Source organism: Paraburkholderia nodosa DSM 21604 (assembly GCF_000519185.1).
Classification (GTDB): Bacteria; Pseudomonadota; Gammaproteobacteria; order Burkholderiales; family Burkholderiaceae; genus Paraburkholderia; species Paraburkholderia nodosa.
Window position 1 is genome coordinate 139993 of the sequence record NZ_JAFA01000010.1, and the last position, 12396, is coordinate 152388.

At 63.2% G+C, this 12396-nt stretch carries 10 protein-coding genes; 4 read left to right on the forward strand and 6 right to left on the reverse strand.

Annotation, left to right across the window (positions count from 1 at the left end; genetic code table 11):
• Positions 1-10: 10 nt before the first annotated feature.
• Together A3CW_RS0117005 and A3CW_RS50190 are read left to right on the forward strand one after the other, a co-directional pair.
• The gene (locus A3CW_RS0117005) at positions 11-793 is read left to right on the forward strand and encodes a phosphoribosyltransferase (RefSeq protein WP_028204640.1); all 783 of its coding nucleotides are present in this window, start codon (positions 11-13) and stop codon (positions 791-793) included.
• Between the two features lie 353 nt (positions 794-1146).
• Positions 1147-1998 (forward strand): lipase family protein, encoded by an 852-nt coding sequence (locus A3CW_RS50190; RefSeq protein ID WP_081771711.1) that lies wholly within the window; start codon positions 1147-1149, stop codon positions 1996-1998.
• Positions 1999-2022: 24 nt separating this feature from the next.
• Here A3CW_RS50190 and hydA read toward each other — a convergent pair whose 3' ends face one another.
• The 5 genes from hydA to A3CW_RS0117035 form a co-directional block, all read right to left on the reverse strand.
• On the reverse strand, positions 2023-3498 hold the full coding sequence (gene hydA, locus A3CW_RS0117015; RefSeq protein WP_028204641.1) for a dihydropyrimidinase: 1476 nt from the start codon (positions 3496-3498) through the stop codon (positions 2023-2025).
• Positions 3499-3542: 44 nt separating this feature from the next.
• Positions 3543-5045 (reverse strand): NCS1 family nucleobase:cation symporter-1, encoded by a 1503-nt coding sequence (locus A3CW_RS0117020; protein WP_035513185.1) that lies wholly within the window; start codon positions 5043-5045, stop codon positions 3543-3545.
• A 79-nt stretch (positions 5046-5124) separates the two neighbouring features.
• On the reverse strand, positions 5125-6402 hold the full coding sequence (gene preA / locus A3CW_RS0117025) for an NAD-dependent dihydropyrimidine dehydrogenase subunit PreA (protein ID WP_028204643.1): 1278 nt from the start codon (positions 6400-6402) through the stop codon (positions 5125-5127).
• 62 nt (positions 6403-6464) lie between these two features.
• Positions 6465-7859: an NAD(P)-dependent oxidoreductase gene (locus A3CW_RS0117030; protein WP_028204644.1), complete on the reverse strand. Its 1395-nt coding sequence runs from the start codon at positions 7857-7859 to the stop codon at positions 6465-6467.
• A gap of 123 nt (positions 7860-7982) precedes the next feature.
• A complete protein-coding gene (locus A3CW_RS0117035) occupies positions 7983-9248 on the reverse strand; it encodes a Zn-dependent hydrolase (protein WP_028204645.1) in 1266 nt (421 codons plus the stop codon).
• Between the two features lie 348 nt (positions 9249-9596).
• Between A3CW_RS0117035 and A3CW_RS0117040 the strand changes: the two genes are divergently transcribed.
• On the forward strand, positions 9597-10316 hold the full coding sequence (locus A3CW_RS0117040; RefSeq protein ID WP_028204646.1) for a TetR/AcrR family transcriptional regulator: 720 nt from the start codon (positions 9597-9599) through the stop codon (positions 10314-10316).
• A gap of 42 nt (positions 10317-10358) precedes the next feature.
• On the opposite strand, the gene A3CW_RS0117045 is transcribed toward A3CW_RS0117040, so the two are convergent.
• Positions 10359-11135 carry an AraC family transcriptional regulator gene (locus A3CW_RS0117045; protein ID WP_028204647.1) on the reverse strand — a complete coding sequence of 259 codons (777 nt, stop codon included), beginning with the start codon at positions 11133-11135 and terminating at the stop codon, positions 10359-10361.
• A gap of 122 nt (positions 11136-11257) precedes the next feature.
• Between A3CW_RS0117045 and A3CW_RS46615 the strand changes: the two genes are divergently transcribed.
• On the forward strand, positions 11258-12205 hold the full coding sequence (locus A3CW_RS46615) for a DMT family transporter (protein WP_051481526.1): 948 nt from the start codon (positions 11258-11260) through the stop codon (positions 12203-12205).
• The last annotated feature ends 191 nt before the right edge of the window (positions 12206-12396 follow it).

The following is a 12396-nucleotide window of genomic DNA, read 5'->3' on the forward strand; positions in this document are numbered from 1 at the left end:
GCAAAACCAGGTGAACACAGAATTTGCCAGACTTCCCGTCTACTTCTATGGCTACGATGACATTGAAACGTTTTGCCTGTCTAAAAGAGAGCAACTGGTTCAAGAAAACATAGGTTTGATACTCGGCATCTTGCGCGGAGGCGCCATACCGGCCCTGATGCTTTCGCAGATGTTGGGCCTGCCCGTCGAGTTTGTGCACTACGATCGACGGGAAACCAAGGCTGAAATCAACAACAAGAAAGTGTTTGATCTCGTCGACGCCTGCATCAAGGAAGGCAGGAGAATCCTGCTGGTGGACGATGTTGCCGGCGTTGGATATACGCTGGCCAACTGCTACGAGTATTTGCTTTCTTTTGTTAAAGACGAGTCTTTGATCAAAGTGCTGACGCTGGTGCACCACGTCGACAGTAGAACGGTGGCGGACCACTACAAAGACTGTTCTTCAGTGCGCGCTGTATTGCCCTGGGAGCGGTATGTCACCAGCCGCCAGTGCCTCGATGATTTCGTGAAGGCGGAAGCGGCACTGCTAGAGGATCAACGCTATAAGAAGACGTTGGCCATCGACGATTCCGCCTACCCGTTGAACTTGAAGCATGAATGGAGGGTGGATTGCCACGTGGAATTCAAAGGTGACCACAACTCACTATTCGATACCATCAAAGCCGTTGGGCCAGAGGAGATTTATTGCAACAACGAATCCCTGATAGGCCTCATTCTGGATGAATTTCCGTTTTCCATAATGTATAAAACAATTAAAAACAAGCGATACAGAATAAGTGCCTTTGATCAATGACTGATTCGGCACTCGCCGCCCCTGCAAGCACTCAACCAGGCGTAGTGACGCGTTGTAAGAAAATCGGTGCTCGCGTTACGAACGATTGCGATCCTCCCCAATCAGTGCAAACGCTGAGGGCATCTGATCACGAAAATCTGTGACCTATGGATTCAAGGTCCGATTCCTAACCAGGCAGTCCGGGCGAATGAACTGTTCCAGACGCTGATTGGCCAGAACACGTTCGAGGCCGCGAAGATCGCGTGGCTGTCCATCAGCCGGTGATGCGTCAAGATGTGACCGAAACGCTCGCGTCGATTTCGGCGCCGAAATCCGCGAGCACCTCATTTCCCAACGATACCACCGAGGTGCACATGCCTATCCCCTACGACCCATCGCGCGACGCGCTCGACTCACCGGAACTCAGGCCGACTGTGTTCACTGCCGGTGGCAACTACGATATTGACGGACTGTGCGCGGAGTTCGCGCGGCTTGCCTATATACGCTACGAGAAAGGCGGCGCTGAACTCCAGCGGCTCGAACAGGCGCTCGCCCTGGTGAGTTTTGAAGGCGCTGCTCCCTTCAACAATGCCGACGACGACACGCATGGCTTCGGCGCAGTGAGGCGCTCCGATGGCCTCGCCGTGCTCGCGTTCCGGGGAACGGAACCGCAGTCGCTTACCGATATCGCTCTCGACCTCGAAGGCAGCTTGTCCGCCTGGACGGAAAGCGCCGGCCAGGTTCATGCTGGATTTGCACGCGCCGCGCGCGGCTTGCGCGAAGCAGCCGATAACTGGTTGCAAACGACCACGGCGACGCGAACCCAACTCATCTTGACGGGCCATAGCCTCGGTGCGGCCATCGCGACGCTCTTTGCCAGCCTATGCACGCCCAACGCCCTCGTGACGTTCGGTTCGCCACGCGTCGGCGACGCGGCGTTTGTCGCCACGCTCGCCCATGTCGACATCACGCGCTATGTCGATTGCTGCGATCTCGTCACCGATTTGCCACCGCCCGTTGGCGGATACGTTCATGCGGGAGCGTCGAACTACATCACGCGCGAAGGCGAACTGGCACCGCATGCCGACGATGCTTTCGTGCAAGCGGACCGCGCCGCCGCGCGCGACGACTATCTGCTCCAATACGCGTGGCGCATCGGTGACGTCATGGTGCGCGACCTCGCGGATCACGCCCCGATCAACTACGTGAGAAGTCTGGTTCCCTGAAGCGACACGTCGCCGTCAATCAGACTAACCGAGCCCTTTTGCGTCGCTAGTCGCATCCCCCTCACGATGCACGGGCTGCGTCTCCTTCAGGCTCTTCGCGAGCCGCGACGCCTGCAGATAGCCAGGATTCGCAGGCCGCTTCAAGTAACGCCCCGCCCCGCGCCGCGCCCGCAGATCGCCGTTCGCCCACACCAGTTCACCTTGCGAGACCGTATGCGTGGGCACGCCGCGCACCGTCAAGCCTTCGAAGACGTTGAAGTCGACGTTCTGATGATGCGTCTTCACCGAGATCGTGCGCGTGGCCTGCGGATCCCACACGACGAGATCGGCATCGGCGCCGACAGCCACCGTGCCCTTGCGCGGATACAGGTTGAAGATCTGCGCGGCGTTAGTGGAGGTCACCCGCACGAACTCGTTCGGCGTGAGCCGGCCCGTGTTCACGCCCTGATCCCACAGCACCGCCATGCGATCCTCCACGCCGCCGCACCCGTTCGGAATCCTTGTGAAATCATTGCGGCCCATTGCCTTCTGCGAAGCACAGAACACGCAGTGGTCGGTCGCCGTAGTGTGCAGCAGCCCGCCTTGCAGCCCGCGCCAAAGCGCGTCGCGATGCTCTTTCGTACGGAACGGCGGGCTCATTACGTGGGCAGCAGCGCGCGTCCAGTCCGGGTCGCGATACACAGACTCGTCGATCACCAGATGCCCGGCGAGCACCTCACCGAACACGCGTTGCCCTTCGCTGCGCGCGCGGGCGATCGCTTCGAGCGCATCTTTCGCCGAAACATGCACGATGTACACCGGCACGCCCAGTACCTGCGCAATGCGAATTGCCCGGTTCGCCGCCTCGCCTTCGACTTCGGGCGGCCTTGAAAGCGGATGCGCCTCGGGCCCCGTGAAGCCGCGCGCAAGCAGCTGCCGTTGCAACTGGAAGACAAGTTCACCATTTTCAGCATGAACGGTGGGCAGCGCACCCAGTTCGAGCGAGCGCGCGAAACTGTTCACGAGAATCTCGTCGTCGGCCATGATGGCGTTCTTGTACGCCATGAAGTGCTTGAAGCTCGACACGCCGTGTTCGTTCACGAGCAGCCCCATGTCGCGATGCACGCTCTCGTCCCACCACGTCACCGCCACGTGGAAGCCATAGTCGGCGGCCGCCTTTTCGGCCCAGCCGCGCCACTCGCGAAACGCGTCCATGAGCGGCTGCTTCGGGTTCGGAATCACGAAATCGATGATCGACGTCGTGCCGCCCGCCAGGCCCGCCGCCGTGCCCGTGTAGAAGTCGTCGCTCGCCGTCGTGCCCATGAACGGCAGCTCCATGTGCGTATGCGGGTCGATGCCGCCCGGCATCACATACTGGCCGCCCGCGTCAACCACGGTCGCGCCCGCGGGCGCGTCGAGGTTTTCGCCCACGGCCTGGATCACGCCGCTTTCGCAGAGCACGTCCGCGCGCCAGCTCTTGTCCGCATTGACGACGGTGCCGCCTCGAATCAGGATCGCCATGATGCCAAGTCTCCTTCAGTTGAACGAATTCGCGCTGCCACAACTCACGCGTTTGCCACGCTCGGGCGCCGGCTCTTGCCGAGCTTCATCATCACGCCGTAGACGAGCGCCGCGATCGCGAGTCCCACGAACCACGCATAGGTGTAAATGCTTTTGAATGCGTCGGGCACGGAGGGAAACACATTCGGGAACGCGGTGTAGAGAAAGCCCGGCAGATTGGGCAGCACCCCTAAGACCAGCGCGACGACGGCTGCCAGGTTCCAGCCGTTCGAGTAGGCATATTCGCCGTTCTCCTCGAATAACTCCGCAGTATTCAGGCGCGTGCCGCGAACGAGGAAGTAATCGACGATGAGAATGCCCGCCACGGGTCCGAGCAGCGCCGAATAGCCGACGAGCCAGGTGAAAATGTAGCCCTGTGTGGTGGCGAGAATCTTCCACGGCATCATCAAGATGGCGATACCCGCGGTGATGAGCCCACCCGCCTTGTACGAAATGGCCTTGGGCCAGAGGCTCGAAAAATCGTAGGCCGGGCCGACGAGATTCGCGGCGAGATTGCAGCACATCGTGTCGAGCGTGAGGATGACGAGCGCGATGCCCACGCCCACGCCTTCCATGCGGCTCGTGAGATCGATAGGGTCCCAGATCGCCTTGCCGTAAATCACCACCGTGGCCGAAGTCACGACGACCGAGACCACCGAAAGCAGCGCCATCGGAACAGGCAGACCAATGGCTTGCCCCACGAATTGGTCCTTTTGCGTTTTTGCGAAGCGCGTGAAATCGGGAATATTGAGCGCGAGCGTGGCCCAGAAGCCCACCATAGCCGTGAGACTCGGCCAGAACGTCGCCCAGAAGAGCCCCGCCTTCTTGCCGCCAGCGGCGAACTGGGAAGGTTGCGAGAGCATCGAACCCACGCCGCCCGCCTTCGAACAGGCCCACCACACGAGCACCACGCACATCACGACTTTGATGGGCGCAGACCAGCTTTCGAGCCAGCGGATCGAATCGGTACCGTGCAGGATGAAATAGAGCTGCAGCACCCAGAACACAAGGAAGCACGCGCCCTGGCCGATCGAGATGCCGAGAAACGGTAGCGCGTCGCCCACCAGCGCGTTGTGCGTGAGAATATTGGCGAGCGTATAGATGGCGCTGCCGCCAAGCCACGACTGGATACCATACCAGCCGCACGCCACGATGGCGCGCAGCATGGCGGGCAGCTTCGCGCCCTGCGTGCCGAACGAGGAACGCACCAGCACCGCGTAGGGAATGCCGTATTTCGTGCCGGCGTGGCCGATCAGCAGCATCGGCACGAGCACGATGAGATTGCCGAGCAGCACCGTGAGCACGGACTGCCACGGTGACATGCCCTGCTCGGTGAGCCCGGCCGCGAGCATGTACGAGGCGATGTTCATCACCATGCCCACCCAGAGCGCCGCGAAGTGATACCAGCGCCATGTGCGCTGCGCTGCGCCGGTGGGCGCGAGATCGTCGTTGTATAACTCGCTTTCGGCGCGGCGCACGCTGGCGTCGCCTGTCAATGGCTGACTCATGGTTGCAGTTCTCCGTGGCTTGTCGTTGGTCTGGTTCGGCTCAGTTCGGCTCAGTTCGGCTCAGTGCTGATTCGTTGCGTCAGGCGGCTTTCGGATCGGCCACGCGCGCCGGATTGTTGGGATGCGTGGTCCAGTTCGCGTAGCGGCCCGAGTCGACGCGCTCCATCGTGATGCATTGGTCGACCGGGCAGACATGCATGCATAAATTGCACCCGACGCAGTTTGCGTCGACGACCTCGAAGTGACGCTTGCCGTCGCGCGTGGCGGTAATGGCCTGATGCGAGGTGTCCTCGCAGGCGATATGGCAGAGCCCGCACTGGATGCAGCGGTCCTGATCGATGCGCGCCTTGATGTCGTAGTTGAGGTTCAGGTACTGCCAGTCGGTGACGTTGGGCACGGCGCGGCCGCGAATGGCGTCGAGATTCGCGTAGCCCTTGTCGTCCATCCAGTTGGAAAGGCCGTCGATCATATCGCTGACGATTCGGAATCCATAATGCATCGCGGCGGTGCAGACCTGCACGCTTCCCGCGCCCAGCACGATAAATTCGGCGGCGTCACGCCAGTCGGAAATACCGCCGATGCCGGAGATGGGCAAGCCGTGCGTTTGCGGGTCGCGCGCGATTTCCGCGACCATGTGCAGTGCTATGGGCTTCGCGGCGGGGCCGCAGTAGCCGCCGTGCGTGCCTTTTCCATCCACGGTCGGCAGCGGCGCCATCACGTCGAGATCGACGCCCACGATCGAGTTGATCGTATTGATGAGCGAGACGCCGTCCGCGCCGCCCTTCATCGCCGCGCGCGCGCCGTGGCGTATGTCGGTCACGTTAGGTGTCAGTTTCACGAGACAAGGCAGGCGCGTGCCCTCCTTCACCCAGCGCGTGACCATTTCGATGTATTCGGGCACCTGCCCCACGGCCGCGCCCATGCCGCGCTCGCTCATGCCATGCGGGCAGCCGAAATTGAGCTCCACCGCATCGGCGCCGGTGTCTTCCACCTGCGGCAGGATCCACTTCCAGTCCTGCTCGGTGCACGGCACCATCAGCGATACAATGAGCGCCCGGTCTGGCCAGTCGCGCTTCACCTGCGCGATTTCCTCGAGGTTCACGTCGAGCGGGCGGTCGGTAATGAGCTCGATATTGTTCAACCCCGCAATGCGCTGACCGCGCCACGTGGTGGCGCCATAGCGCGAGCTCACGTTCACCACGTGCGGGTCGAGCCCGAGTGTTTTCCAGACCACGCCGCCCCAGCCCGCCTCGAAGGCCCGATTGACGTTGTAGGCCTTGTCGGTGGGTGGCGCGGAGGCAAGCCAGAACGGGTTCGGCGATTCGATGCCGGCAATCGTGCAACGCAGGTCGGCCATGATGCAACTCCTTCGTATTGTCTGGATTCGGTGTGTTGCTCGCCTGGATCGAGCTGCGCAGTTCAAGCGGCTTTAGCGGACTGACTCGCGAGGTAGCGGTCGATCGCGCGCGCGGCGAGCTTGCCGTCCTGCACGGCCTGCACGGTGAGATCGGTTGCGCCATGGGCTGCGCAGTCGCCGCCCGCGAATACGCCTTCGATGGATGTCGCACCATCCGCATCCACGGCAATGCGCGCGCCGCCCGCGGTAAGTTGCAGGGCATCGAGGCCGACCAGACCTTCTGGCAAGAGCTTTTGGCCAATGGCTTTCAGGACCATGTCGGCTTCTACACGCACGATCTCGCCGGTGCCGCGCAACGCGCCGTCCGCATCGAGCGCGGTGCGCTCGAACTCCACGGCCTGCACGCAGGTGTCGCCGGTAATGCGCAGCGGCTTCATCCATTCGATCAGCACCACGCCCTGCGCGCGTGCGAATTCCTGTTCGGCCCAAGTGGCGCTCATCTGCGCCGCGCCGCGGCGATACGCAAGCGTCACCTGCTCGGCGCCCAATTTGCGGCTTTGCACGGCGGCATCGATGGCCGTATTGCCGCCGCCGATCACCACCACCTTGTGGCCCACCGCAAGCGTAGAAAGATCGTCGGCTTCGCGCAGGCGTGCGATAAATTCCACAGCATCGCGCACGCCGTCGAGCGCTTCGCCTTCAACGGAAAGCGCTTGCGTGCCGCCGAGGCCCACGCCGATGAACACGGCGTCATACGCGGCTCGTAATTCAGTAAGCGTGACGTCACGGCCAAGCCGCTGTCCCTGACGTATTTCGATCCCGCCGATGGAAAGCAGCCATTGCACTTCGCGCTGTGCAAAATCGTCGACGACCTTGTACGCCGCGATGCCGTATTCGTTGAGGCCGCCCGGCTTTTCGCCGGCGTCGAACACGCTCACGCGATGCCCGGCGAGCGCAAGCTTATGCGCGCAGGCAAGCCCCGCCGGTCCGGCCCCGACCACGGCCACGCGCCGTCCCGTCTCGCTCGCGCGTTTGAAGAGCGCTGGCGCGCCGGCGGCTTCGCGCGCCATCTGAAAGTCAGTGGCATGGCGCTGCAGCGCGCCGATCTGGACTGGTTCGCCATCCTGATGATTCCGGACACACGCGCCTTCGCAGAGAATTTCGGTTGGGCAGACACGCGCACACGTGCCGCCCAGCGGATTCGCGCTCAATATGTCGCGCGCCGCGCCCTTGAGATTGCCATTGCCGATCTTGCGGATAAAGCCCGGAATGTCGATGCCGGTCGGGCAAGCGGCAACGCAGGGCGCGTCGTAACAGTAGTGGCAGCGGTCGGCGGCGATGACGGCTGCAATGTTGGAGAGTGGCGGCGCGACGTCGGCAAAATTGCAGCCAAGCTGTTCGGCCGTGAGGCCGCCAGGCGCGATGCCGTCGGCGGCATTCGAGTTGGGCTGGGACATCCGGATGCTCCTTGCGAGGCAAAACACGGGTCCGCCGGCTGTGCGCGACGCGCGCAGCCGGTACGTGGGGACAACGGGAAAGCAAACGCGGCTCTCAGGCCGCTTGCGTTGGCGTCAAAGGCGTCAGCCGGGTTCGCTCGCGCGTTCGAGCATGGCGTGCAGCAGCACGTTCGCGCCCGCCTCGATCCATTCGATCGTCGCATCCTCGACTTCGTTGTGACTGATGCCGTCGATGCATGGCACGAACACCATCGAAGTCGGCGCGACCGTCGCGAGATAGCACGCGTCGTGGCCCGCGCCCGAAACGATCTCGCGGTTCGAGTAGCCAAAGCGCTCCGCTGCCGCGCGCACGGAGTTCACGCAGGCCTTGTCGAACGGCACCGGTGCGTAGTAGAAAATCTGCTCGACCTGCGCTTCGAGCTTGCCTTGCCCGGCAATCCTTTCGATTCCTTCGCGCAATTCGGCGTCCATCTGCGAGAGCACGTCGTCCTCTGGATGACGGAAATCGATGGTAAAAAACACACGGCCCGGAATCACGTTGCGAGAATTCGGATGCACCTGCATCATGCCGACCGTCGCGCAGGCTAGCGGCGCGTGGCGCAGGCCAATTTCGTTGACGAGCTGCACGACTCGCGAGGCGCCCAGCAGCGCGTCGCGGCGGCGCGGCATCGGCGTCGGGCCCGCGTGCGCTTCCTGCCCCGTGAGCACGACTTCGTACCAGCGCTGCCCCTGCGCGTCCGTCACGACACCGATGGTCTTGTTTTCGGCTTCGAGTATCGGCCCCTGCTCGATATGCAGTTCGAACGCCGCGTGAATCTTGCGCCCGCCGCACGGCAGTTCGCCCGCATAGCCGATGCGCTGCAATTCCTCGCCGATGGTCTTGCCGTCGACATCCTTGCGCGAGAGCCCGTAGTCGAGCGTAAAGACGCCTGCAAACACGCCCGAGGCGACCATGGCCGGCGCGAAACGCGAGCCTTCCTCGTTGGTCCAGATCACGGTTTCAACGGGGCGCTCGGTTTGAATGCCGTGATCGTTGAGCGAGCGGATCACCTCGAGCCCGCCCAGCACGCCATAGATGCCGTCGAAGCGCCCGCCCGTGGGCTGAGAGTCGGCGTGCGAACCGGTCATCACCGGCGGCAGGTCGTTGTTGCGCCCCGCGCGGCGCATGAACACGTTGCCCATCTGGTCGACGCTCACGGTGCAGCCCGCCTCCTTCGCCCATTGGACGATGAGATCGCGCCCTGACTTGTCGAGATCGGTGAGCGCGAGACGGCATACGCCGCCCTTGGGCGTGGCGCCGATTTTCGCCATCTCCATCAGGCTGTCCCACAAACGCTGGCCGTTCACGTGAATCGCGGTCGTCAGCGCGGCTTCGCTTACTGCGTTCATGCGTGTCCTCCTTTCCGTGTTCGTCAAACGTGCATTGGTGCCACCTTCTGGGGCGGGAAGAGCCATGGCGGTGCACGCTCGAATGGCGCTTCGCGACTCCCGAAACCTCGCCCCGCGAATCCTGTCCGATTGGACAGGTTGTAGACGATAAACTTTGCGAATTCAATGCGGTGTTACCAGCGAGAAGCGTGCCATCGATGCTGCAGTGCGTGAAAACGCCCCGCGCTCCGCGCGTTTTCCCCGAGGGCGGTGAATGCACGAGGCGCTTACATCGTGACTACAATGAAGCCGACATGGGCGGCGCGCCAGCCGTGCGCCGCCTTTTCCCTTCTGAACGGACCGACCATCATGCGCGACGACGAACCCACCACGCGAGCCGCGGCCCACGCGATGCGCGTCACGGCGCTGATGCGGGAGGCCGCTGACGCAACGCACAAGCCGCGCCGGCGCAAAGCCGCCATTCGCGAGTCGAACGAAGCGCATCTGCTCGCCTGCGCGGAAGCCGTGTTCGCCGAGCGCGGCTTCGAAGGCGCGAGCACGGCGCTGATCGCGGAGCGCGCGGGCCTGCCGAAGGCCAATCTGCACTACTACTTCCCGACCAAGCTCGCGCTCTACTGGCGCGTGCTCGACGATCTGTTCGAGGAATGGAACGCGGCCGCCAACACTTTCGACGCGAGCGACGATCCGGTCGAGGCCATTGGCGGTTACGTGCGCGCGAAGATGGAACTCTCGCGGCGCAGGCCGCTCGGATCGAAAGTGTGGGCGAACGAGATCATCAGCGGTGCGACGCATATGCAGGACATCCTGCTCAAGCGTGTGAAGCCCTGGATGGAAACGCGCGTGAAGCTGATCGACCGCTGGATTGCGGAAGGATTGCTCGCCCCCGTCGATCCGAAAACCCTGCTTTTCATGATCTGGGCGACTACGCAGCACTATGCCGATTTCGAGGCGCAAATCCGCGCGCTCTCGGGCAAGCGCGCGCTTTCATCGGCGGGGTTCGAGGCGAGCACCGAGGATGTGGTGCGGTTGATTTTGCGCGCGTGTGGAGCGCGTTCGCCTGGGCTTTGAACGAAGCGCGCCCTCGCTCCGAGGATTTCTGCGGCCGTTATCTCAGCGATAAAACTCCGAAGGCGCGACGCCGAAATGCCGCTTGAACATCGCAGCAAACGCGCTCTGGCTCGTGTAGCCGTGATCGAGCGCAACGGTGACGATCTTCTCGCCGCGCGCGAGTCGCTCGAGCGCCAGAAAGAGCCGCGCATGCCGGCGCCAGCGCCCGAGCGTCATGCCAGTCTCGCGCTGGAACGCCCGGTGCAGCGTGCGCTCCGCCATGCCCAGCCTGTGCGCCCAATCCGCGACTTCGTGCGGCGCATCCGGCGCGTCGATGATCGCGTCGCAGAGCGTGCGCAGTCGCGTGTCGACAGGCCAGGGTAAATACAGCGGCAGACGCGGTATGACCGCGAGTTCGGCGAGCAACAAACGCATGAGCAAATCGTGACGGCCGCCCGGCGCGTAGTCGAGCGGCACGTCCACCGCGCCGAGAATCAATTCGCGCAGTAACGGCGGCACCTCGACCACGCAACTGCCTTGCGGCAAATCCTTCGCGGCCCCGGGTTCCACGAACACGGTGCGCATGCGCACGTTGCCGCTCATCCGTACCGTGTGCTCGAGTCCGGCATCGAGCCATACGGCGCGCGTCGGCGGCACGACCCAGCGGCCCGCCTGCGCTTCGATCAGCATGACACCCTCGACCGCATAGAGTAGCTGCGCACGCCGATGGCTGTGCGTGGCGACGAACGCGCCGTGCGGATAGTCGGCGGCGAGCGCCGCGACCGGCATTGGCGTGTCTTCGAACGGAACGTGCACGTCCGGCGGCGGGAGGGCAGTCATCGACGTGGAGGTTGGCTGGCAGTTTCGCGACAGGGGTTGCCATTCTAGCGTGAGACAGACCCCGTTCGCGGCGGGCAATCTCATCGTTCTTCCACTCGCACGACTGTGTTCAGGAGGCACCGATGCCCGCTCCTTCCTCGCGCTCCGCGCTCTATTCATTCTTTCCCCTTGCGGCGATTGCGCTGTGGTCCGGCAACGTCATGGTGTCGCGCCTGTCCGCGCACACCATCGATCCGTATGCCATCACCTTCTGGCGCCTCGTGCTCGCCGTTGCGCTGATGAGCCTCTTCGTGCCCGCGGGTGCGTGGCGCAACCGCGCTGCCATTGTTCCGCAACTGCCGAAGCTCGCTTTTCTCGGGCTGCTCGCGATGGCGCTGTTCCAGTGCCTGTCCTACGAAGCCGCCAAAACGACGACGGCCACCAACATGGCGATCATGACCGCGCTCGTGCCGCTGCTCACCATGCTGCTCTCGGTCGCGCTGCTCGGCGAAACGCCGACGGCTGGCATGGCCAGTGGCGGCGTGCTGTCGTTCGCGGGACTCGTCTGGCTGATCACGGCCGGCCATCCGGCGGCGTTGCTCGCGGGCGGCGTGCATGCGGGCGATCTGCTGATGCTTTGCGCCAGCGCCGCCTACGCCCTCTATGGCGTGCTGCTCAGGCGCTGGCATGTCGGCCTGCCTTCGTGGCAATCGACCTGGATCCAGGCGATCGCAGCGTTGCTCTTCATGCTCGTGCCGATGCTGCGCCTTCCGCTCGCTGAAGCGTTGCCCACGCGCGCGAGCTTGCCGCTCATCGCCTACGCCGGATCGCTGGCTTCCGTCGTGCTCCCGTTCTTCTGGATGCAAGGGGTGAAGCACCTCGGCCCGAACCGCTGCAGCATGTACATGAATTTGCTGCCCGTATTTACGGCTGCGCTCGCCTTCGGCGCGTTCGGCGAGCGGCTGTATCCGCATCACCTCGTGGGCGGCGGCGTGGCGCTCGCCGGCGTGCTGCTCGCGCAAACGTGGCGCGCGCCGCTTGCCTCCCTTTTTCCGCCCCATTCCGAAACAAACGATGGCGCGAAATATTAAAACCATGGCGTCCAATCGCAAATGCGAGATCCGCGTTTGCCGTATCGTGCGATTTCGACCATGAACCCAGTACCGACGACACTTCGTGTGAAGAATCACGACATGACGGTCGGGCCGCGACAGCATTCTCCGCCCCGCTACGCGAGGTGATCGTCTTCCCCGCACGGACCAGCAAGACGGCTGAACGCGAT